General features: G+C 63.6%; 23 protein-coding genes. 8 read left to right on the forward strand and 15 right to left on the reverse strand.

The window, feature by feature from the left end; genetic code table 11:
• Positions 1-4 precede the first annotated feature (4 nt).
• The 3 genes from ACO07D_RS17065 to ACO07D_RS17075 all read right to left on the reverse strand — a co-directional run bounded on the left by ACO07D_RS17065 (position 5) and on the right by ACO07D_RS17075 (position 3,160).
• Positions 5-919 carry a carbohydrate ABC transporter permease gene (locus tag ACO07D_RS17065; protein WP_421704132.1) on the reverse strand — a complete coding sequence of 305 codons (915 nt, stop codon included), beginning with the start codon at positions 917-919 and terminating at the stop codon, positions 5-7.
• 63 nt (positions 920-982) lie between these two features.
• Positions 983-2,236 carry an ABC transporter substrate-binding protein gene (locus ACO07D_RS17070; RefSeq protein WP_421704133.1) on the reverse strand — a complete coding sequence of 418 codons (1,254 nt, stop codon included), beginning with the start codon at positions 2,234-2,236 and terminating at the stop codon, positions 983-985.
• Positions 2,237-2,251: 15 nt separating this feature from the next.
• A complete protein-coding gene (locus tag ACO07D_RS17075) occupies positions 2,252-3,160 on the reverse strand; it encodes an N-acetylmuramic acid 6-phosphate etherase (RefSeq protein ID WP_421704134.1) in 909 nt (302 codons plus the stop codon).
• A gap of 157 nt (positions 3,161-3,317) precedes the next feature.
• On the opposite strand from ACO07D_RS17075, the gene ACO07D_RS17080 reads away from it, so the two are divergent.
• The 4 genes from ACO07D_RS17080 to nagA are packed head-to-tail and all read left to right on the forward strand — an operon-like array spanning position 3,318 to position 7,163.
• A complete protein-coding gene (locus ACO07D_RS17080) occupies positions 3,318-4,205 on the forward strand; it encodes a BadF/BadG/BcrA/BcrD ATPase family protein (protein ID WP_421704135.1) in 888 nt (295 codons plus the stop codon).
• Positions 4,192-4,947 carry a GntR family transcriptional regulator gene (locus ACO07D_RS17085; RefSeq protein ID WP_421704136.1) on the forward strand — a complete coding sequence of 252 codons (756 nt, stop codon included), beginning with the start codon at positions 4,192-4,194 and terminating at the stop codon, positions 4,945-4,947. Before ACO07D_RS17080 ends, ACO07D_RS17085 begins: the two co-directional genes overlap by 14 nt.
• Before the next feature lie 48 nt (positions 4,948-4,995).
• Entirely contained in the window at positions 4,996-6,027 is a 1,032-nt protein-coding gene (locus ACO07D_RS17090; RefSeq protein ID WP_421704137.1) for an SIS domain-containing protein, read from the forward strand.
• A complete protein-coding gene (nagA, locus tag ACO07D_RS17095; RefSeq protein ID WP_421704138.1) occupies positions 6,024-7,163 on the forward strand; it encodes an N-acetylglucosamine-6-phosphate deacetylase in 1,140 nt (379 codons plus the stop codon). Before ACO07D_RS17090 ends, nagA begins: the two co-directional genes overlap by 4 nt.
• On the opposite strand, the gene ACO07D_RS17100 is transcribed toward nagA, so the two are convergent.
• On the reverse strand, positions 7,156-7,575 hold the full coding sequence (locus ACO07D_RS17100; protein WP_421704139.1) for an Lrp/AsnC family transcriptional regulator: 420 nt from the start codon (positions 7,573-7,575) through the stop codon (positions 7,156-7,158). The two genes, nagA and ACO07D_RS17100, sit on opposite strands and share 8 nt — an antisense overlap.
• 128 nt (positions 7,576-7,703) lie before the next feature.
• On the opposite strand from ACO07D_RS17100, the gene ACO07D_RS17105 reads away from it, so the two are divergent.
• Entirely contained in the window at positions 7,704-8,480 is a 777-nt protein-coding gene (locus ACO07D_RS17105; protein ID WP_421704140.1) for a carbon-nitrogen hydrolase family protein, read from the forward strand.
• A gap of 89 nt (positions 8,481-8,569) precedes the next feature.
• On the opposite strand, the gene phoB is transcribed toward ACO07D_RS17105, so the two are convergent.
• The 8 genes from phoB to ACO07D_RS17145 form a co-directional block, all read right to left on the reverse strand.
• Positions 8,570-9,259: a phosphate regulon transcriptional regulator PhoB gene (gene phoB, locus ACO07D_RS17110; protein ID WP_421704141.1), complete on the reverse strand. Its 690-nt coding sequence runs from the start codon at positions 9,257-9,259 to the stop codon at positions 8,570-8,572.
• Between the two features lies 1 nt (position 9,260).
• Entirely contained in the window at positions 9,261-9,995 is a 735-nt protein-coding gene (gene phoU, locus ACO07D_RS17115; protein ID WP_421705060.1) for a phosphate signaling complex protein PhoU, read from the reverse strand.
• 22 nt (positions 9,996-10,017) lie between these two features.
• Complete coding sequence (gene pstB / locus ACO07D_RS17120; protein ID WP_421705061.1) at positions 10,018-10,806, reverse strand: phosphate ABC transporter ATP-binding protein PstB; 789 nt, start codon at positions 10,804-10,806, stop codon at positions 10,018-10,020.
• A gap of 21 nt (positions 10,807-10,827) precedes the next feature.
• Positions 10,828-12,192, reverse strand: coding sequence for a phosphate ABC transporter permease PstA (gene pstA / locus ACO07D_RS17125; RefSeq protein WP_421704142.1), 1,365 nt, complete (start codon positions 12,190-12,192; stop codon positions 10,828-10,830).
• The gene (pstC, locus tag ACO07D_RS17130; RefSeq protein ID WP_421704143.1) at positions 12,189-13,655 is read right to left on the reverse strand and encodes a phosphate ABC transporter permease subunit PstC; all 1,467 of its coding nucleotides are present in this window, start codon (positions 13,653-13,655) and stop codon (positions 12,189-12,191) included. Before pstC ends, pstA begins: the two co-directional genes overlap by 4 nt.
• Positions 13,656-13,724: 69 nt before the next feature.
• The gene (locus ACO07D_RS17135; RefSeq protein ID WP_421704144.1) at positions 13,725-14,768 is read right to left on the reverse strand and encodes a substrate-binding domain-containing protein; all 1,044 of its coding nucleotides are present in this window, start codon (positions 14,766-14,768) and stop codon (positions 13,725-13,727) included.
• A 185-nt stretch (positions 14,769-14,953) separates the two neighbouring features.
• Positions 14,954-15,946 carry a diguanylate cyclase domain-containing protein gene (locus ACO07D_RS17140; protein ID WP_421704145.1) on the reverse strand — a complete coding sequence of 331 codons (993 nt, stop codon included), beginning with the start codon at positions 15,944-15,946 and terminating at the stop codon, positions 14,954-14,956.
• A 71-nt stretch (positions 15,947-16,017) separates the two neighbouring features.
• Positions 16,018-17,070 carry a sensor histidine kinase gene (locus ACO07D_RS17145; RefSeq protein ID WP_421704146.1) on the reverse strand — a complete coding sequence of 351 codons (1,053 nt, stop codon included), beginning with the start codon at positions 17,068-17,070 and terminating at the stop codon, positions 16,018-16,020.
• A 245-nt stretch (positions 17,071-17,315) separates the two neighbouring features.
• Between ACO07D_RS17145 and ACO07D_RS17150 the strand changes: the two genes are divergently transcribed.
• Entirely contained in the window at positions 17,316-17,702 is a 387-nt protein-coding gene (locus ACO07D_RS17150; RefSeq protein WP_421704147.1) for a hypothetical protein, read from the forward strand.
• 51 nt (positions 17,703-17,753) lie between these two features.
• Here ACO07D_RS17150 and ACO07D_RS17155 read toward each other — a convergent pair whose 3' ends face one another.
• Entirely contained in the window at positions 17,754-18,743 is a 990-nt protein-coding gene (locus ACO07D_RS17155; protein WP_421704148.1) for a DUF6456 domain-containing protein, read from the reverse strand.
• A gap of 399 nt (positions 18,744-19,142) precedes the next feature.
• Between ACO07D_RS17155 and ACO07D_RS17160 the strand changes: the two genes are divergently transcribed.
• Complete coding sequence (locus tag ACO07D_RS17160; protein ID WP_421704149.1) at positions 19,143-19,436, forward strand: DUF6477 family protein; 294 nt, start codon at positions 19,143-19,145, stop codon at positions 19,434-19,436.
• Between the two features lie 70 nt (positions 19,437-19,506).
• Here ACO07D_RS17160 and ACO07D_RS17165 read toward each other — a convergent pair whose 3' ends face one another.
• On the reverse strand, positions 19,507-21,051 hold the full coding sequence (locus tag ACO07D_RS17165; protein ID WP_421704150.1) for a trimethylamine methyltransferase family protein: 1,545 nt from the start codon (positions 21,049-21,051) through the stop codon (positions 19,507-19,509).
• A 325-nt stretch (positions 21,052-21,376) separates the two neighbouring features.
• Here ACO07D_RS17165 and ACO07D_RS17170 point away from each other — a divergent pair, with 325 nt between their 5' ends.
• Positions 21,377-21,877, forward strand: coding sequence for a helix-turn-helix domain-containing protein (locus ACO07D_RS17170; protein ID WP_421704151.1), 501 nt, complete (start codon positions 21,377-21,379; stop codon positions 21,875-21,877).
• On the opposite strand, the gene ACO07D_RS17175 is transcribed toward ACO07D_RS17170, so the two are convergent.
• Positions 21,835-22,224, reverse strand: a complete 390-nt coding sequence (locus ACO07D_RS17175) for a VOC family protein (RefSeq protein WP_421704152.1) — start codon at positions 22,222-22,224, stop codon at positions 21,835-21,837. The genes ACO07D_RS17170 and ACO07D_RS17175 overlap by 43 nt on opposite strands.
• Positions 22,225-22,261: the final 37 nt, after the last annotated feature.

The following is a 22,261-nucleotide window of genomic DNA, read 5'->3' on the forward strand; positions in this document are numbered from 1 at the left end:
GCCCTCACAGCTGGTACCGGCGCATCCGGGTCTGGATGCCGAAGAGGTAGATGCAGACACCCAACAGGATGATTGCGAACATGGCCCCGGCGATGGCCGACCCCATATGCGGGTCGCCCAGTTGCAGCTGGAAACCAAAGAACGTCCGGTACATGAAAGTGCCCAGGATATCGGTCGAGAAATCAGGGCCAGCCAGCGCACCTTGGGCCGCATAGATCAGGTCGAAGGCGTTGAAGTTTCCCACAAATGTCAGGATCGAGATGATGCCGATCGACGGCAGGATCAGCGGCAGCTTGATCTTCCAGAACGAGGACATGCCAGTGATCCCGTCGATCTCGCCCGCTTCCAATAGCTCTTCGGGGATCGACAGAAGGGCGGCATAGATCAGCATCATCGGGATGCCGACGAACTGCCAGACCGAGATCAGCGCAAGCGTGGTCAGCGCGTATTCCTCCTTGCCCAGCCAGGGGGCGAAGAGCGACTTCAGACCGACCGCATCCAGCATCCCGGGCGCGATGCCCCAGATCGGCGACAGGATCAGTTTCCACGCAAAACCGACGATGACGAAGCTCAGGATAGTCGGAATGAAGATGGCGGACCGGTAGAGCGCGGCGAAGCGCAGGCGCGGGTGGCTCAGGATTGCGGCGAGCGCAATGCCGATCGGGTTCTGCACCAGCATGTGGATCAGGAAAAACCAGAAGTTGTTCCCCAGCGCGTTCCAGAACTGTTCGGACCAGATCGGGTCGCCAAACAGGGTGCGGAAATTTTCCAACCCCACGTAGACACGCTCCTGATCAATGCGGCTGTAAAGCGCCAGGCGCAGCGTGTTGAACAGGGGGAAGATCATCACCGCCGTGTAGACCAGCACCGCAGGGGCGAGGAATACGGCGATATGCCAGCGGATGCGGGGCTTGGACATGGGGGGCTCCTCAGGTTCCCCGGGCGCCTTGGCGTCCGGGGAAAGTCGTTTTACACCAGTGATTTACTGCTGCGGCTCATACCAGCTGGACAGGCCATCCTGCAGCTTCTGGCCCAGCTCGGCCGGTGAGGACGTGCCCTTGATCGCGGCGACCGAGGCGCCCCAGGTGTCGTTCTCCAGGTTCGGCGTGCCGCGCGACAGGATCTGGTAGGTCGAACGAATGGTCGACTCACACTCGCCGCGCCAACTGACGAATTCCTTGGCCAGCGGGTCCTGCATCTCGACCGGCGTGTTGGACAGCGGGAAGAAACCCGGCAGCGCATTGCCGAAAATCGAGGCGAACTCCGGCGAGGCGACCCAGGCCAGGAAGGTGCGCGCAGCCTCGGGGTTGGTAGTGGCCGCGTTCATGCCGATGCCGATATCCGTGTGGTCCGAAATATAGCAGGTGTCGCCCGCGGCCTGTACCGGCGGCTTGAAGGCGCCCATTTCGAAATCGGCCAGGGCGTTGAAACCCGAGATTTCCCAGCTGCCCGCGGGATAGATCGCCGCGCGGCCCAGGGTGAACAGGTTCTGGCTGTCGGGATAGGTCTGCGCCTCATACCCGTCGCCCAGATAAGGAGCCCATTTCGCCAGGGTCTCATAGGGCGCAACCCATTGTTCGTCGGTCAGCTTCTGCTCACCGGCGATCAGCGCCAGGCGTCCTTCTTCACCCTTCCAGTAGTTCGGGCCGATGTTGTTGTAGCCCATCGTGGCCGCTTCCCACTGGTCGTTGGTGCCCATCGCCATGGGGATATAGCTGCCATCCTCGCGGATCGTCTCCAGCGCGGTGAAGAACTCGGCTTCGGTGGTCGGCACCTCGATGCCAAGCTCGGAGAAGGCGTCCTTGTTGTAGATGAAGCCGTGAATGACCGAGGCCATGGGCACACAGAAGCTGGCCGAGCCGTCATCGGTCTGCCAGGCGGATTTCGCCACGTCCGAGAAATTGCCCATCGCTTCCATGTCGTCGAGGTCGGTCAGGTGCCCGGCCTCGAACAGCGCCAGAGAGGCATCGAACGGCCGACAGGTGATCAGGTCTCCGGCGGACCCTGCTTCGAGCTTGGAGTTCAGCACCGCATTGTATTCTGCGGGCGCCGAGGGGGTGAAGCGCACCTTGATGCCGGGATGTTCGGCCTCGAACGCCGGGATGATCTGTTCCTGCCACAGGGCCAGGTCGTCATTGCGCCAGCTTTCGATGGTCAGCGTAACATCCTGCGCCAGCGCGCCGGTGGCCGTCAGCGCCGTACAGGCCAGGGCCAGGGTCGTCAGTTTGGTTTTCATGGTTTCCTCCCAGGGTTATTGGTTTTCGGTCTGTTGTTCTGCCACGCGGGCAAGGGCGGGCCGGATGTGTCCGCCGGTTTCCTCCAAGAGCTCTGTGGCGGCTTGGGCATCACGTGCCCCCGCGGCCAGCAGGATGGCCGGCTTCACGCGACCATCGGTCTGCGCCAGGGCCGCTTCGGCGGCCGCAGCATCCACGCTTGCAACCTGCGTCACGATCCCCCGCGCACGTTCGCGCAACTTGGCATTGTCGGCGGTCAGGTTGACCATCATGCCGTCATGCACATGGCCCAGGCGCACCGCCATCAGGGTCGACAGCATGTTCAGCGCAATCTTCTGCGCCGTGCCTGCCCCCATCCGGGTCGAGCCCGAGATCACCTCGGGCGGAGTTTCAAGCAGGATCGCCACATCGGCTCCCTCCAGCAGCGGCGCGCCCGCATTGTTGGCAATGGCGATCACCGGGGCCCCTGCCCTTTGCGCCAGGCGCAGCGCTTCAAGCGTGTAGGGCGTCGTGCCGCTGGCCGAAACTGCAATCACCGTGTCGCACGGGCCAAGACCTGCCAGCCCCGCCTGCAGGCCGGCCGTGTCATCTTCGGTATCGCCGGGCATCACGACCCCGGTCGGCATGCCGCCCGCCATATGGATGCGGATCTGCGCGGGTGAGATCGAAAAGGTCCCTCCCAGCTCCAATGCATCCGAAGCCGCCATCAGCCCCGAGGACCCCGCCGCTGCGTAGTGCAACACCCCACCTTCGGAGATGGTGCGCGCCATGAGAGTGGCCCCGGCGCAGATCGCGTCACGGGCGCCCGCCACGGCGGCGGCGGCGGCGGCCTGTCCCTGCGCCAGGATGGCAGCGACCTCTTCGATCGGACGGTTATCCAGTCCGATCGCCGCCTCATGCAACTGTTCCGTGGTTCTGGTCGACACGCGAATCCCCCTTTGAACATCAGGATACCTTTTAGATACCATTTGTCTACCATTTTGTCATTTCGCACTCATGGAAGCGGCGAGGTCCTCCGATTTGGGGTAGGAGATCGCCAATTTGGCCTTTCATTTTCTTAATAGGTATTATATAGGTATTTTCATGACGAATGCGAAAACATATCCAATCATCGCGGTGGATGGCGGTGGCACGCGTTGCCGGATTGCCCTGAAACGCGGGCAGGACACCACGGTGGTTGAGACCGGATCCGCAAATGTCACCAGCAATTTCGACGGTGCGGTTGCAGAGATTGAGGCAGGCCTGAACGCCTTGGCCGAACACAGTGCAATGTCCCTGCCCCGCCTCACGGCAATTCCCGCCTATGTCGGCCTGGCCGGAGTGACCGGTCCAGCGATTGCCGAACGTCTGACCCAGGCTCTGCCCTTTGACCGCGTTGTGGTGGAGGATGACCGTCCCGCAGCCCTACGCGGTGCCTTGGGGGCGCAGGACGGGTTCGTGGCCCATTGCGGCACCGGCTCCTTTATCGCAGCGCAGATCGACGGCCAGCGGCGCATTGTCGGGGGCTGGGGGCCGGTTCTGGGCGATCCGGCCTCGGCACAATGGGTCGGACGGCATGCGCTGAGCTATACGCTGGACGCCGCTGACGGGTTGGCGCCCAACACCGGCATGGCGCAGCATTTCCTGTCGACCCTGGGCGGCACCGCCGGGGTCGTCGCCTTTGCTGCAAGCGCCCGCCCGGCCGATTTCGGTGCGCTAGCCCCGGTGGTCACCGACCACGCCGAGGCAGGTGATGCGCTGGCAATTGCCCTGATGGGTGACGCGGCCGGACTGCTTGTGCGCCTCCTGACCAAGATGGGCTGGACCCCTGGCAAGACCATCTGCCTGACAGGTGGGATCGGGCCCTCATATGCCACCCACCTGCCCGCGCAGATGCAAATGGACCTGAAAGCGCCCCTGGGCGAGCCCCTGTCCGGCGCCCTGTCGCTGGCACGCGAGTTTTCGACGGAGGTGACCCTTGAACGTGGCTGAATACCTGGACCCCGACGGCTGGTTGGGCCACAGCGCCGGACCGCGCTACGTGCAGCTGCGCCGCCGCCTGGAACGCGGGATCGAAAGCGGCGACCTGCCGCCCGACAGCTCGCTGCCCCCCGAACGCGAAGTGGCCGATATCACCGGCCTGTCGCGTGTCACCGTGCGCAAGGCGATCCAGGAACTGGTCAAGCTGGGTCTGGTTGAACAGCGCCAAGGCTCGGGCACATTTGTACGTGCGCCGGTCGCGAAGGTCGAACAGTCATTGTCGCACCTGACCTCGTTCACCGAGGACATGCGGCGCCGGGGCCTGGACACCACGTCGAAATGGATCGAACGCGGGGTCTTCATGCCCTCGCCCGAGGAAGTCATGGCTCTGGGCCTGTCGGCGGGCGACAGCGTCTCGCGCATTTATCGCCTGCGCGAAGCGGGCGGGCAGCCGATGGCGCTGGAATGTGCCTCCTTGCCGATCGACATCCTGCCCAACCCGATCGAGGTCACGACCTCACTTTACGAAGTGCTGGAACGTAGTGGAAACCGCCCGGTGCGCGCGGTGCAGAAGATCTCGGCAATCAATCTGGAACCGACCGAGGCTGACCTGCTGGGCGTGGCCGAAGGCACCGCCGGGCTGCGCATCCAGCGCACCTCCTACCTGGACAGCGGGCGGGTGGCCGAACTGACCCGGTCGATCTATCGCGGGGATGCCTATGACTTCGTCGCCGAATTGCGCCTGTCCAATTGACCTGCCCAACTGACCCGATACATCTGCTCAAACCGAAAGCTGCCCGACATGACCACTGAGACCCAAACGCGCATGCGGCGCGAAATCGACGAAATCCCCGATGCGGTGGAGCGGCTGCTCAGCCAAGGCGCCGCCACCGTGCGCGATATGGCCGACCAGATCCGCGCCCACGATCCACGCCTGCTATTGTCGGTGGCGCGCGGATCGTCGGACCATGCCGCGACCTATCTGAAATACGCGAGCGAGCTGCTGCTGGGCCTGCCCATGGCCTCGGTCGGCCCGTCGATCAAGTCGATCTATGACGTGGACCTGTCCGGCGCTGGCGCGCTGTGCCTGTCGGTCTCGCAGTCGGGCAAAAGCCCAGACATCGTCGCCCTGACCGAAGCCTTTACCCGCACCGGTGCCTATACGGTGGCGATCACCAACCATGACGACTCGCCGCTGGCGAAGGTGACCACCGCCACCCTGCCGATCCACGCGGGGCCGGAGTTGAGCGTGGCGGCGACCAAGACCTTTGTGACCTCCCTGGTGGCCGGGCTGTGGCTCCTGGCAGAGTGGAAGGGTGATACCGAGCTTCTGGCCGCCATCCGCGCCCTGCCCCCGCAACTGGCACGGGCGACCGAATGTGACTGGTCCGCTGCCGCCGAGGCAATTACCGGCCAGTCCCTCTTTACCCTCGGGCGCGGACCCAGTTGGGCGATCTCGAACGAGGCCGCGCTGAAATTCAAGGAGACCAGCCAGATTCACGCCGAAAGCTATTCGGCGGCGGAGGTGCTGCACGGCCCTGTCTCGATCGTCGAGCCTGACTTCCCGGTCATCGCCTTCGCCGCGCGTGATGCGGCCGAAGACGCGGTGGCGGAGGTTTGTGACGCACTGGCTGATAAAGGCGCGGCGGCCTTCGCAACCACCAATCGCGTCACCAGGGCGACCGCCCTGCCGAATGTGGCAACAGACCACTGGCTAACCGATCCGATCACCTCGATCGTGTCTTTCTATGGCATGGTGGAAAGCGTCGCCGCGCGGCGTGGGATCAATCCCGATGCCCCGCGCCATCTGAAGAAAGTGACCCAGACGGTATGACCCGCCCCAGCCTCCTCTTTCGCAATGGTCGCATCTTTGACGGCACCCGTTTGCTGGACGGTCATGTGGCCGCTTTCCGGGACGGATGCCTTACCGCGCTGGTGCCCGAGCGTGAGGCGCCGCAGGCAGAGGAGGTCGTGGATCTGGCAGGCGACATCCTGTCACCGGGCTATGTCGACCTGCAGGTCAATGGTGGCGACGGGCTGATGCTGAACGATGCGCCGGATGTCGCGACACTGACCCGGATCGCTCAGGCCCATCGACGGCTGGGCTGCCGCTGGATCCTGCCCACATTGATCACCGATACGCCAGACAAGACCCGCACCACGATCGAGGCGGCAAAGACCGCGATCCGACAGGGTGTCGATGGCATCGCCGGGCTGCATCTCGAAGGCCCCCATCTGTCGGTGACACGCAAGGGCGCGCATGACGCGACCCTGATCCGCCCGATGGAACCAGAGGATCTGACAGCGCTCTGTGACGCCGCCCGGGCCCTTCCCGCGCTTATGGTCACCATCGCGCCGGAAAGCGTCACGCCAGAACAGGTCAACACGCTGACACAGGCCGGGGCCGCGGTGTCACTGGGGCATACGGATGCGGATTTTGACATCTGCACAGCCCATATCGCGGCTGGCGCCCGCTGCGCCACCCATCTGTTCAACGCGATGAGCCAGCTGGGCAACCGCGAGCCGGGGCTGGTCGGTGCGGCCTTGTCCTCAGGGCAGTTGTCCTGCGGGCTGATCGCCGATGGCATCCATGTCCACCCGCAGAGCATGCGCGCGGCCTTCGCCGCGAAGATCGGTCCCGGCGGGATCTTTCTGGTCAGCGACGCCATGGCCGTGGCGGGCACCGAACTGGGTGAGTTTCACCTTGAGGGGCGCCTGATCCGCCGCGAGGCAGGTCGCCTGACCTTGGAGGATGGCACCCTTGCCGGGGCCGACCTGGACCTGACGCAGGCTTTGAATGTGCTTGTGAACCGGGTCGGAATTCCCCTGGACCAGGCCCTCGCCGCCGCCACAACACTCCCGGGCCGACTGATCGGGCTGGACGTTGCCCTTGCCCCTGCAAGCGCCAACCGGATTGCGGACGTTATCCGCATCTCGCCCGACCTTCGCCACTGCGCCCCCGCTATTTGAACCGGTTCAGGCAGATACTGGTATTGGTATCCGCAACCGACGGCAGGCGTCTGATCCGGGCCAGCACCTCGTCCAGACGCGGCAGGGAAGATACCTGGATGTCCAGGTGAAAGTCGAAATCGCCGTTGACGGCGGTCAGGGTTTCGACCTCATCCATGGCCTTCAACTTGGCAATCACCTGACGGCTGTCGCCGGTGGCAAGCTTGATCATGACCACCGCCTGGATCAGAGCGGGGCTGTGCCCCTGCCCCGGCGCGACGGTGAAACCCGCGATGACCCCGTCGGCCAGCAACCGGTCGATCCGGTTCTGCACGGTGGAGCGCGAAACGCCAAGGCTGCGTGCCAGTTCCGCCGCCGGGCTCCGGGCATCACGATTCAACAGGCGCAGCAGCTCGCGGTCCGTATCATCCATCGAATTCTCCCTTATCACCGTCAACGTGATCGTATCGCGTAAATTCTGGCAAATCGAGTGATCAACCAGCCTATTCGTCAATCCTAAACCGTGCCAGCCTTCCTTCGACAGGAGTGAAAGGAAAGCCAATGAAAGTCACCGTATGCCAGTTGGACCCGCGCGCGGGCCATCTGGAGGACAGCCTTGCCGGTCTGCAGGCGCATGCTGCTGCAGAGGGCAGCGATTTCGTGCTCCTACCCGAAATGTGCTTTGCCGAGTGGCTGGCGGCAAATCCGGTCACCTCGCAGGAAGCCTGGGAAAAGGCCGTCGCGGCGCATGACCGTCACATTGCCGCGCTGGATCAGCTGGGAGCCAAGGCCGTGATGGGCACCCGCCCGATTGTCACCGCCCAGGGCAGCCGCAGGAACGAGGCATTTCTGTGGACCCGCGAGACCCCCGCCCCCACGCCGGTGCACCAGAAATACTACCTGCCTGATGAGGAGGGGTACTGGGAGCACAGCTGGTATGATCGCGGTCCCAAACAGTTCGACATGGCACGTGCGCTTGGGGCGCGGATCGGGGTGCAGATCTGCACGGAGATGTGGTTTTTTGAATGGGCGCGTCACTATGCGGCGTCGCGGGTCGATCTTCTGTGCGTTCCACGTGCGACCCCGCATGGGTCGGTCCAGAAATGGCTGGCCGGTGGGCAGGCCGCGGCAGTTTGCTCGGGCGCCTATTGCCTGTCGTCGAACCTGTGGGCGCCCCCCGGCGAGGCGGTCAACGCTGGCGGACTGGGCTGGGTGGTTGATCCCGAGGGGGAGGTCCTGGCGACGACGGACAAAGACAGCCCCTTCGCCACGGTCGAGATCAACCTGACATTCGCCCGGGCCAGCAAGGTGACCTATCCGCGCTATGTACCCGAGTAGACAACGCCGCCCCCTGCCTCTTGTGTTTCGTGCAAGTTACGGGTGCGAAATGGGGCGCAGCGCATAGCTGTCGCCCCTGAAGCCTTGCCCTATCCCAGGGCGTAGCCCGTGCCACGCACGGTGCGTAGCGGGTCTTCGCCGCCGTGCTTGCACAGCGCCTTGCGCAGGCGACCCACATGCACGTCCACGGTGCGCGTGTCGACATAGACGTCGCGCCCCCAGACCCGGTCCAGAAGCTGTTCTCGCGACCAGACGCGGCCGGGTTTCTCCATCAGGGTCGTCAGCAAGCGGAACTCGGTCGGACCCAACTTGATCGCCTCGCCGCCACGGGTCACCCGATGGCTTTCGCCGTCCAGAACGATGTCTTCGAACTCCAGGCGCTGGCCGACCGCAGCCGGGCGGGTGCGGCGCAGTTGAGTGCGGATTCGCGCCATCAGCTCGCTGACCGAGAACGGCTTGACCACATAGTCATCCGCCCCGGTTTCCAGGCCGCGTACGCGATCCAGTTCCTCGGAGCGTGCCGAAAGCATGATCACCGGGATCGCGCGGGTCTCCTTGCGGGTCTTCACGCGGCGGCAAATCTCGATCCCCGAGACACCAGGCAGCATCCAGTCCAGCAAGATCAGGTCGGGCATGACCTCCTCGACCAGGATCAGGGCGTCATCGCCGTTCTCGGCCATCGCCACCTCATAGCCTTCCGAGGCCAGATTGTAGCGCAGGATCTCTCGTTGGGCAGGCTCATCCTCGACCAGAAGAACGGTGGGCGTTTCGGCACTCATGTCAGTCGTCCGTATCCTCGACATCGACCAGCTCGGCGAGGTCGTAGTTCGCCGCGGTCGCCTTGGGGCGCGCCTCGTCGGGCAGCTCGCCGGACACCAGGTAGATCACCTGATCGGCAATCGCCGTCACATGGTCGCCCATGCGTTCAATGTTCTTGGCGATGAAATGCAGATGCATGCAGGCGGTGATATTGCGCGGGTCTTCCATCATGAAGGTCAGGAATTCGCGGAACAGTGCGTTGTACATCTGGTCGACTTCCAGGTCGCGCTGACGCACGTCATGGGCCATGTCCAGGTCTCGGCGCATATAGGCGTCCAGCGCATCGGACAGCATCAACTGCACTTCCTTGGCCATGCGGCGGATGGCGCCGCCGGCCCCGTCGATGGGCTGCATGTGCACCAGCACCGTGGTGCGTTTCGCCATGTTCTTGGCATAGTCGCCGACCCGTTCCAGGTTGCCGGCAATCTTCATCACCGTCAGCACCGTGCGCAGGTCCGAGGCGGCGGGCTGGCGCAGGGCCAGCAGCAGCGCGCTTTCCTGATTGATCTGCTCTTCCAGCGCGTCGATGGCCTTGTCGGCGGCGCGCACCTGTTCAGCAAGCTCCTCGTCGCGGCGTTTCAGCGACTTGGCCCCGTTGCGGATCGCGTCTTCGACCAGGCCACCCATCTTCATCACATGGGCCTGGATTGCCTCCAGGTCGCGGTCGAAGGCGGATGCGATATGTTGCTCGTCCATCATTGTTCTGTGCTCTCCTGCCTCAGCCGATCCGGCCGGTGATATAGCTTTCGGTGCGCGGATCCTGCGGGTTGGTAAAGATCTGCGAGGTCTCGCCGAATTCGACCAGGTTGCCCAGGTGGAAGAAGGCGGTCTTCTGGCTGACCCGCGCGGCCTGTTGCATCGAGTGGGTGACGATCACGACCGAGTAGCGCTGGCGCAATTCGTCAATCAGCTCCTCGACCTGCGCCGTCGCGATCGGGTCGAGCGCCGAACAGGGCTCGTCCATCAACAGAACCTCGGGCTCGGTCGCCACGGCGCGGGCGATGCACAGGCGCTGCTGCTGACCGCCCGACAGGCCGGTGCCCGGCGCGTCCAGGCGGTCCTTGACCTCATCCCAGATCGCACCACGGCGAAGAGATTTCTCAACGATTTCATCCAGTTCCGCCTTGTTCTTCGCAAGGCCGTGGATACGCGGCCCATAGGCCACGTTGTCATAGATCGACTTGGGGAACGGATTCGGTTTCTGGAACACCATGCCCACCTTGGCGCGCAACTGCACCGGGTCGACGCGCTTGTCATAGATATCCTCGCCATCCAGCAGGATATCGCCCTCGACCTTGCAGATGTCGATCGTGTCGTTCATCCGGTTCAGGCAGCGCAGGAAAGTCGACTTGCCGCAGCCCGACGGTCCGATGAAGGCGGTCACGGTCTTGTCCTCGATCTCGACATTGACGTCCTTGATCGCGTGGTTCTCGCCGTAGAAGACCTGCACGTCCTTGGCCAGGATCTTGGTATCGTGCATGTTGGCGGCCCTTTCGATTTTGCTCATATGCGTCATGGTGGCGGCTCCTTACCAGCGGCGCTCGAACCTGCGGCGCAGGATCACGGCGATGATGTTCATGGTCATGAGGAACAGCAGCAGGATGATGATACCGCCCCAGGCGCGTTCGTAATAGGCGGGATCGGCCCGCTTGGCCCATTCGTAGATCTGTGCCGGCATGGCGGAGTTCGGGGACATGAACCCCTCGATGATACCGCCGGGATAGTTCGATGCGATGTAGCCGACCATGCCGATCAGCAGAAGCGGCGCGGTTTCGCCCAGGGCCTGCGCGAGGCCAATGATGGTGCCAGTCAGGATGCCGGGCATCGCCAGCGGCAGCACGTGGTGGAACACGGTTTGCATCTTCGAGGCGCCCACGCCCAGGGCGGCCTCACGGATCGACGGCGGCACCGATTTCAACGAAGCACGGGTCGAGATGATGATGGTCGGCAGGGTCATCAGCGTCAGCACCAGGCCACCGACCAGCGGCGCCGACTGCGGCAGGTGGGCGAACTGGATAAACACGGCCAGGCCCAGGATACCGAAGACGATCGACGGCACGGCGGCCAGGTTCGAGATGTTCACTTCAATGAGGTCGGTGAACCAGTTCTGCTTGGCGAATTCTTCAAGGTAGATCGAGGCCGCCACACCGATGGGCAGCGACAGGGCCAGCACCACCAGCATCATGAAGAACGAGCCCAGCATCGACACACCGATCCCGGCCTGTTCCGGACGGCTTTCCGAGGCATCAGCGCCGGTGATGAAACCCAGGTTGAAGCGCTTGGCGACCACGCCCGCATCGCGCAAACCATCAACCATGTCCAGGTGCACCGGCGTCAGGTTCTTGTCGCGGGCCAGGCTTTCGCGGCTTACGCGGTCCTTGAAATAGCCGTCCACACGAGACGAGGCCAGCAGGCGGAAGGTCACGGTCTCGCCAATCATGTCCGGGTTTGCCAGGACGTAGCTGCGCACCTGGTTGGCGGCCCCGGCGCTCAACAGTTTGCGCAGGTCCTTGCCCTTGGTGAACGGGTTTTCGACACCGGCGTCCTCGGCCGCACGCTTGATCGCGGCGTCCAGCAGCGGGTTGTAACCGAAGGTGGTGACCTTGGCCATTTCCTCGGGATCGCGGTTGCCGTTCTTGTCGAGCTTGGCTTCCAGAAGCTCCACGTCGAGCGTGATGAAAGTCTGTTGGAAGGCGCCGACACCCTTGAAGATGATCGAGCCCAGAAGCAGCACCAGGAACACCAGGCCCGTCGCGATGGCGATGATGCCATAGGCACGAAAGCGGCCTTCGGCGGCATTGCGGCGCTTGGTGCGCGCGTCTACCGTCAGCAGGGACGACTTGGGCGTGGTCGCGGGCGCGGGCGCCGCGTTGGGAAGGCTTGCGTCGCTCATTCGTATTGCTCCCGGTATTTGCGCACGATGTAGAGCGCGAGGACATTGAGGCCGAGGGTCAGGGTGAACAGGGTCATGCCCAGGGCAAAGGCCACCAGCGCCTCGGGCGAGGCAAAGTCGCTGTCGCCGGTCAGCTGGCTGACGATCTTGGCGGTGACGGTGGTCATGGCGGCGAAGGGGTTCAGGTCAAGCCGCGCTGCGGCCCCTGCCCCCAGCACGACGATCATGGTCTCGCCGATGGCACGCGAGGCGGCCAGAAGGATCGCGCCGACAATGCCCGGCAGGGCGGCGGGCAGCACCACCTGGCGCACGGTCTCGGACTGCGTCGCACCGAGGCCGTAGGAGCCGTCGCGCATCGCCTGCGGCACCGCGTTGATGATGTCGTCAGACAACGAAGAAACGAAGGGAATGAGCATGATGCCCATGACCAGACCGGCAGTCATGACCGAGCGCGTGCCCTGCATCCAGCCCAGCCCATCGGCGCCGAAGACACCGACCAGCATCGGGCCGACAATGGTCAGGGCAAAGAGGCCGTAGACGATGGTGGGAATGCCCGCGAGCACCTCCAAGAGCGGTTTCGCGAAGGCCCGGGTGGCGCGGCTGGCGTATTCCGACAGGTAGACGGCGGCAAAAAGGCCGATCGGTACCGCCACCATGAGCGCGATGATCGAGATATAGATCGTGCCCCAAAGCAGCGGCAGGATGCCCAGGTGTTCCGAGCCGCCGCGCCCTTCCGGGCTCCAGGTCGTACCGAACAGGAAATCGCCCGCCGGGAACAGGCCGAAGAAGTTCACCGTGTTGAAGATCAGCGACAGCACGATACCGACCGTGGTCAGGATGGCGATGGTCGCCGCCCCGATCAGCAGGGTCAGGATGCCGCTTTCCACCAGATTGCGTGCCCGCAGCGTGGCCGATGTCATGCGCACGGCGGTGATGAAACCAGCCAGACCGGCGGCCAGCACCAGCGCAGTCATGACCCAGTTGCCAGTGCCCGTCATGGTGCGCATCTTCTGCGCGGCGGCCAGCACCTCGGGCGCGACCTCGCTGCCCAGGGCCACGCCGACACCGCCCAGAAGTTCGCGCAAGTCGGTGGTTGTGGTGTCCAGGGCGCGGGCGTCAGCGGCGCTCAGCGCCCCCTGCCCCACGGCCAGGTCCAGCCCTTCGGCGACACGGCGCACGTCGGACATGATCAGGTTCAGCTCGCCGTCATCGGCAAACATGCTCGCCGGGATCTCGCCCGAAGCCCGGGAGTCGATCACCATCGGCTGGGCCACAACCCAGATCCCCAAGAGCAGAACGGCCGGCACGAAGGCCAGCATGGACACGTTGAAACCGTAGTAATTGGGCAGCGAATGGAGCTTGCGCACATCGCCGTCGGCGCTGGCCAGGGCGCGACTTCGGCCAAGGAAGAACCCCAGTCCGGCAAGGACAAGGAGGAGGATCAGGAGCCAGGAAGCTGACATGAGGTGCTCGCTTGGTCGAAGGGAAGAAGGGGTGGATGGCGCGAGCGGTCCCGCGCCATCCGAAAGGGTTTATTTGGTCTCTTCGGCGGCCACGGCAGCCTGGGTGGCAGCCAGTTCCGGATCCGACACCAGGCCGTATTCCGACAGCGGACCGTCGGGGCCGGCGATCTCGTCAGCGACGAAGAACTCGGCGTATTCCTTCAGGCCCGGCACGACGCCGATGTGGGCGGCCTTGACGTAGAAGAACAGCGGACGCGAGACCGGGTATTCGCCGGTGGCGATGGTCTCGGTCGAGGGGGTCACGCCCGACATGGTGGCAACCTGCAGCTTGTCGGTGTTGTTTTCGTAGAAGGCCAGGCCGAAGACGCCGATACCGTCCTTGTTGGCTTCGATCGAGGCCAGGGTCTCGGTGTAGTCGCCGTCGATGTCGACCGACACGCCGTCGGTGCGCAGGGCAATACAGGCTTTCTCGGCGGCCTTGCCGCGGGCCTTGTCGGTGTCGCCTTCGGCCATCGCCAGGAAGGCGTCATAGGCGCCGGTGGCTTCACAGCCAGCCAGGATCACCTTGTCTTCGAACACTTCGCGGGTGCCGTGCTTGGTGCCCGGAACGAAAGCGGCCAGGGCCTGCGCCGGGAAGGCCGGGTTCACGTCGGCCCAGGTCTTGTTCGGGTTGTCGACCAGGTTGCCGTCAACCAGGATCTTGTCCGACAGGGCCAGGAACCAGTCGGTCGGGGTGAATTCGAAGGTCTCGCCGGCGATGTCCGAGGCGAAGACGATGCCATCGTAGCCGATGCGCACTTCGATGATGTCGGTCACGCCGTTTTCGGCACAGGCGGCGATTTCCTTGTCCTTGATGGCGCGCGAAGCGTTGGCCACGTCGATGGTGTTCTCGCCGACGCCTTCACAGAAGCGCTTCAGGCCGGCCGAGGAGCCACCCGATTCAACAACGGGGGTCGGGAAGTCGAAGTTTTCACCGAAGGCTTCGGCGACGATCGACGCGTAGGGCAGAACGGTCGAGGAACCGGCAACCTGCACCTGGTCACGGGCGGTAGCGGCGGTGGCGGAAACGGCAGCGATCGCCACGGCAGAGGCGGTCAGTTTCACGAAGGACATGGGTATCTCCTGATTGGGTGACATGATCGTCGTCGTGACGACCTTGTGCAGGCGTCCTAGGGCGGTTGATCAAAGCTTTTGTGTAAGTTTTGTAACAGCTGTGTGACAAAGCGGGTTGGATCGCGGGAAATCAGGGTTTCGCTGAGCTAGCGATCTACCTATGCGGGACTATTCAGGCTTCGCAACTAGGCAGAGGCGAGAAAGACGCTGCGATCCCGCCCCTCGGCCTTTGCCTGATACAGGAGCGCATCGGCCTCTGCATAGACCGAGTCGGCATCACGTCCGCCTCCCGCATGCAATGCACCGATCGAGGCGGTAACCCCCAGCGCTCCGCAGATACGTGGTGGGAGGGAGCGTGCAAGCTCCCCCGCCTGGCCTGCATCCGGTCCCGGCAGCAATATGGCAAACTCATCACCGCCCAGCCGGAAAACCCGTCCCCCCGTTGGACAGTTGCTTGTCAGCAACCCAGCCAACGCCTTCAAGGTTTCATCCCCGCCAACATGACCGGACCGGTCATTGATATGTTTGAATCGGTCAATATCCACCAGCAGCAGCGCTGCCCCTCCGGTGCGGTTCAGTGCGGTTTCGAGGTCTGTATCGAAACTGCGTCGGTTGAACAGCCCGGTCAGCGCATCTCGTGCGCTGGCCTCCTCGAGCTTTCGGCGCAGATTGGCGACGACGGCGACACCGGCCTGCATGAAAGACCAGGTCAGGATCAGCGCCAGGCCGAATTGCCACATCAGCGACAGGTCACCGAGCGTCCAGGCCAAGGCGCAGCCGGACATCAGCATGCCCAAGGCATAAATCCCAGCAGCCCAGCCGGGCGACAGAAGCGCTCCTGCGATGACGGTCGGAAAGACCCAAAGCAGGTTCACCAGCCCGAAGGTCCATATCTCGACCGTGTGCAGCACCGCAAAGCTTGTCATGATCATGTAAGGCGGCGCGGGCCAACGCCGTGCGCGTAGATGGGACCGAATGTTGAGGATCAGCATCACCCCGGGCAGCGCAGAAAGCAGAGCCAATGTCGTTCTGCCCGACAGGACATGGCCCAAGGCAAAGCTGAACATCACAAGAGCACCGGTCGTAGCCACGAAAATGGCAAAGCGGTCATTGGCCCCAAGGGCGGCATCCGGCGAGCTGCGTGTGAACTCGAGCAATCGGCTGTTCAGAAGGTGCATGGAAAAACCCCGGATAAGAATACCGGACCCTTGCATGGAGGTCGTTAAAAAAACAATGATTTTACCTGCGCCTAAGCGACGCGGGCGGAGTTCATGGGCAGGGAGACAGTGAATCGGCTGCCCTGTCCTTGTTCCGAGGTAATGCGCAGACGACCGCGATGGCGATTGACGATATGTTTGACGATGGCAAGCCCCAACCCGGTGCCGCCCATCCCGCGCGAGCGGTGATTGTCGACGCGGTAGAACCGTTCGGTCAGACGTGCCAGGTGATGCTGGCTGATCCCCTCGCCTTCATCCGCCACTTCGATGGTCACGCCGGGACCACGCAGGGCGGCCAGGGTTTCGTGGCGGGTCAGGGTCACGGTCACGCTCCCCCCTTCCCGGCCATATTTGATCCCGTTCTCGATCAGGTTGGTGAAAACCTGGGTCAGCTGATCGGCATCTCCAGGCAACTCGGCCGGGGCGTCGCATCCGGCGGTCAACAGCCGCACGCCGCGTCCTTCGGCCAGAGGGCCGAGCCCGATTGCCACCGAGGTCACGATCTGCGCCACATCCACTCGGTCTGTGGGGCGCATGCGTTCGATATCCTCGACCCGGCTGAGACTGAGCAGGTCCTGCACCAGCCTGTTCATGCGCGCCGCTTCCCGTTCCATGATGTCCAGAAACCGGTCGCGCGCTTCCGGATCGTCGCGCGCGGGCCCACGCAGCGTTTCGATGAATCCTGACAGGGCCGTCAGCGGCGTGCGCAGCTCGTGGCTGACATTGGCCACGAAATCCGAGCGCATCTGCCCGGCCTCCTCATAGGGCGTGACATCCTCGAAGGCGACCAGCAGCCCCTCGTCACCCGACAGTGGCGTGACCGTCGCGGTAAAGACCAGCTCGCGCCCGGCCTCCTGCCCGAGATAGCGGGCCGAAGTGGGGGCGGTTTCGCCAGGGGATTGACCCTGGGCGCTTTCGATTGCTTCCAAAAGGGCCGGTTGGCGCAGCGCGGTGATATAGTGGCGGCCAACCAGACCCACACCGAACAGCTGGGCAGCCCGTGCGTTCATCGCCCCGATCCGGGCGTCGCGACGAATATGCACCAGCGGCACGGGCACCGTCTGGACGAAATCTGCGGGCGTCATCGGGGGATCTCCTGCGCGGGATAAGACGGGATCAAGGGCGAATCCGGCGCAGTGTCCTGCAGGCGATAGGCCCTGTAAACCCCGCCACGCACAGAGCATTTTACCTACAGGGGGAATTGCAAACCGGATAACTCTTCCTATAATTGTGTATGATTGCTTTGTGATACATGGATGAGTTCGGCCGGTTCGGCCTGACCCGGACACAGCGGAGATACGGGATGTCGGTGCGTTCACCCATGGGGAAGATGACGGATTTGAAGGACGCCTCAGACGGCCGGGGCGACGGGCAGCCAGTGATTCTGGCGGTCGGGGAAATGGCCGGATGGGGTGGCAACAGTGCCGGGCTGCCCTTGGACAGCGCCATTACCTTTGTGGAGTTTCGTGAACTGACGGCGGAGCTGCTGGACAGCCTGACGCCTGATATCGTGCTCTCACCGCTTCTGTGTTCCAGCTTCGACTGCCTGGACCTGGCGCAGGTGTTGGAAGCGCTGGGGTTTCGCGGACGTTACCGTGCGATGAGCAGTCAGGTGCCCCAGCCCGAACTGATCCGGCGCGAGGTCAAGGCCACCTGCCCACGGCTGGATTTCGACCTTGTCAGCGTTGATGTCACGCGCAAGGTCACGCTGAACTGAGCCACTCACCAGGGCGGGTGAACCGGCTCAGTTTTCAATCACATCAAGGAGTTACCAGATCAGATCGTGGTCGTCACCGGGCTGCGCGCCGTAGTGGCGGTTCAGATACTGCAACGCAATGCGCAGCATGTATTTGCCCGAACGCTGCGGCATCTGCAGGTCGCTTTCAACCTGCTCCATGCCATGTTCCTGGCAGCAGACGCGCAGGAGCACCTCGCCCAGTTCCGGCTGCACGGCGGCCATCGCGGCCTCGAACCGGCTCTTGGCGTCCATGCGCCGCTCCGCGCGCGAAGCTCCCGGCGCTGTCCCGCCCTGTCCACCCATCAAACCGTCCCAGTCGAACCCGCCGGAGACATCGACGCCAGCCATCTCGAAGTCGCGTTGCAGGCGCTCCCCTGCGGCAACCAGATCGGACGAGAGATACATGCGCCCGGTCTTCTGATCCTTGCGCCGGGCCAGCACGCGCAGCGGGCTTTCCATGCCGACGGTCTGCCCCCGCTTGCGTGGAACCTCCAGGCTGGATTGGTGGCCACGGCCAAAGAAACCGGTGGCGGCGCGGGCCGGGCGGGCGTGGTCGAAGCCCGCCGGAGCCTCGGCAAAGCCCAGGGCGGCACTTTCATCCTCCGCCATGAAACGGTTCAGAACCACGCGACCGGCGGGCGCAATGCGATAGCGGGCAACGCGGCCACTGCCTTCGCCAGCGATCCACTCCTTCACCGCCATTGCCTGGGCCACGGCGCGGTCACATTTGGCGCGGATCACCGGGCGGCCATCGGCGGCCTCGACCACCACGACGGCGGTGTCCACATTCGGGGTCACGGCCATCACCGCCCCGGCTTCCAAAAGCGCGCGCAGAACACGAGTCGCCTCGCGCCTCAAGGTCTGTTCGTCAGGCTGTTCGTCATTCATCGGGCGGGCATCCTTACTGCCGGATTTTACCCCTGTCGGATGACTGCGGCGCAATCGCCCGAGGTCGGTCAGCATACTGTCCACCAACGGGTCGTCGCGGCGCTTTTCGGTCTTTTGGACCTGTCGAGACACGGTTGACGGTGCGCAACCTTCCTGACGTGCCAGGGCGCGAATGGTTAACCCGCCCTCTACATGTTCCAGATACAACCGGAACGAATCCGGCAACCAAGACGGATCAACGCCGTTGCCTTTTCCGTTTGACACATCGCGCGTCATGTTTGCCCCCGTGTTGGCCCCGTTTCGCTGTCCCTTTGAAACAAGGCTTTCCGATATGAACAACTCATGGTTGCAGGTGGTCTTTTGACCCTACGCATGAATTGGTTACTGGAAAGTTAATTGTTTCCAGCGATAATTCAGTTTTGTTGCCAAACCTTCAACAATCGTAAAAGGCACCGTACGGTCCTATTGCAAAACGCAACACCCCTCTAGGTTGTGCAAATACTCGGGGCGACTCATCGAAAGGAGCCCGACATGACCGACATCACCACCCTGCTCGCCAACCTTCGCCGCCCCCGCCTGCTGATCCGTGCCGCGCGCTTCGGGCTGACCGACTACAATCGCGACCGGGATCTGAAACGCGTGATGAAAGTGACCCGCGCGCCTTCGCCTGCCAAGGCGGTAGACGGGTTGATCGAGACAGAAGCCCGCATGGAAGCCACCCGCAAGGCCGGTGACGCCAGCTATTCGGTCGCGCGCCATGTCGAGGTTTTGATCGCCCTGATGGCCGAAGCGCGCTTGCTGCCGCGCCAGAACCGCACCGCCTGACCCCGATATGCAGAGGGGCCGTCGGATCGCTCCGACGGCCCCTGCCCGCATGCTCCGTGAGTAACGCGCCTTACGAGAAGGCGTCCGGCATGCTTTCCTTCTTGGCGGCGATATAGTCGGCCAGGCCCTGGGCGATGCCCGGATCCATCGCCGGTTGCTGGTAGTCGCCCAGCAGTTTCGCAACCCGTTCGGTGGCCAGTTGCATGGTGTCGCGGCCGCCTTCCTCTTCCCAGGTCTCAAACGGCTTGTAATCCAACAGGTCCGAGCGCCAGAAGCTCTGTTTGAAGTTCGCCTGCGTATGGGCGCAGCCCAGGTAGTGGCCGCCCGGGCCCACTTCGCGGATTGCATCCATCGCCTGGGCGTTCTCGTCGGCCGTGATGCCTTTCGCCAGGTGATGCAGCGTGCCCAGCTGGTCGGCGTCCATCACGAATTTCTCGAACGAGGACACCAGGCCGCCTTCCAGCCAGCCGGCCGAGTGCAGCATGAAGTTGACGCCCGACAGCAGACCCGCGTTCAGGGAGTTGGCGGTCTCATAGGCGGCCTGCGCATCGGGCAGTTTCGACCCGTTGAACGAGCCCGCTGAACGATAGGGCAGCCCCAGGCGGCGGAACAGCTGGCCGCAGCCATAGGTGACCTGTGAGGCTTCCGGCGTGCCGAAGGTCGGCGCACCCGAGTTCATGTCGATCGAGCTGACGAAAGTTCCAGCGATCACCGGTGCGCCCTTGCGGATCAGCTGGCTGTAGGCCACGCCTGCCAGCACCTCGGCCAGCACCTGGGTCAGCGTGCCCGCGACCGACACCGGCGCCATGGCGCCGCCAACGATGAAGGGCGAGATGATGGCGGCCTGGTTGTTCTCGGCGAACACTTCCAGCGCACCCATCATGACATCGTCATATTGCATCGGCGAGTTGATGTTGATGAGCGAGGTCATCACGGTGTTTTCCTGCACGAAGTCCTTGCCGAACAGGATCTCACACATCTCGACCGAATCCTGCGCGCGTTCCGGCGCGGTGACCGAGCCCATGAAGGGCTTGTCCGACAGGGTCATGTGGGCATGCAGCATGTCCAGGTGACGCTTGTTCACTGGCACGTCGGTCGGTTCGCACACGGTGCCGCCCGAGTGGTGCAGCCATTTGGACATGTAGCCCAGTTTCACGAACTTGCGGAAATCTTCCATCGTCGCATAGCGGCGGCCGCCATCGGCGTCGCGTACGAAGGGCGGGCCGTAGACCGGCGCCAGCACCAGGTTGTTGCCGCCGATGACAACATTGCGGTCGGGGTTACGCGCGTGCTGGGTGAACTGGCTCGGCGCGGTCTTGCACAGCTCGCGGGCCAGGCCGCGCGGAATGCGCACGCGTTCGCCTTCGACATCAGCCCCGGCCTCACGCCAGCGTTCCAGCGCCTTGGGGTTGTCGACAAAGTTCACGCCGACCTCTTCCAGAACGGTCTCGGCGTTGTATTCGATGATCTCGATCGCTTCCTGGTTCAGGATCTCGAGATTGGGGATGTTGCGCTCGATATACTTGGCGCATTCGATCTTGACGGCGGTGCGTTCTGCGCGGCGGGCGGCACCCCCACCCCCACGAGCCCTGCGACGGGTGCGTTCTTCGGCCATGTCGTGATCCTCCGGGACTTTCCTGTTCGTCAATTGTGATAGCCCGGCAACGGGCTCAAATCCCGCCGCAAACGGCCATTGAGGGGCAAAAACGACATTACCAGCAAAAGCGTCATCTCTGCAGCCATTGGACATGGGTTTACAAGGTCCTGAGGGCAGAGCACAAAACCCCATGCATGACATGATCCTTGAACGATGGACTCATGAGGCCGGAGGTGGCGCACCGGTCCCAATCCTGCCGGATGGGTGTCGGGATGTGATTTTAATGGATCCACCGGACGCACGGCCATTCTGGTTTCTCAGCCCACTACAGATCAGCGTGAACATGTCCTTCATTGCCGCAGGCACGCGCATGACCGGATACCGCCTGCGGCCAGGTAGCCAAGTCAATCTGCGGGAACTGCGCAAGGCGCTTGCGGGTCGCGACACCTGTGAAGACCTGAGCGAGCTGATTTGCGAGGCCACGGCGCAGGATGGCGGCCTGTACGACGCGTTGGCGCGGTTGTCGCAGGGCACTGCTGGCGCGGCCCGTGACCTGGGCCTGTCCGAACGCAGCCTGCAACGCCTGTTGCGGGCGCATGACCTGCCAAGCCCGGTCTTCTGGTCTCAACTGGCCCGCGCCCGACGCTCCGGGCACGCGGTGAGCCTTGGGCAGGACCTGGCCGAAGCCGCCGCCGATCACGGCTATGCCGACCAGGCCCATATGACCCGCAGCCTACGCCGGTTTTTCGGGGCCACCCCGCGCCAGCTACGGGACGATCCGCGCCTTGTCCCGCAGCTCGCTCAGCCCGGATTGGCCACCGGCGAGCAAATCTCGACCAGATAGCCATCCGGGTCCGCCACATAGGACGTCACCTGCCCCCAGGGTTCGTCGCGCGGCTCCTGCACCGGGGCGGCCCCGGCGGCCAGGGCAGCCTGAAACGCTCCCGCCACGTCATCGGTTTCAAACGCAATCTCGAACACCGGCGCAGCCGCATCCGGCCGCGCAGGCGATTTGCCCAGGCTTTCCATCAGCGTGCGTGAGGAAAAGGCCAGCTTGGTCCCGCCGGTAACAAGTTCACCGTAATCGCCGCTGTCATGCAGGAACCCGCGTTTGAGCCCCAGAGCCTGCTCATAAAATGACAGGCTGCGGGTCACGTCCTGAACATAAAGAATGGTGTAGCGAAAGATCATCACTGCTCTCCTTTTTTTGCATCTTCGCCCTCCTCGC

The sequence above is a fragment of the Aliiroseovarius sp. genome (genome assembly GCF_965228805.1).
Classification (GTDB): Bacteria; Pseudomonadota; Alphaproteobacteria; order Rhodobacterales; family Rhodobacteraceae; genus JASBTN01.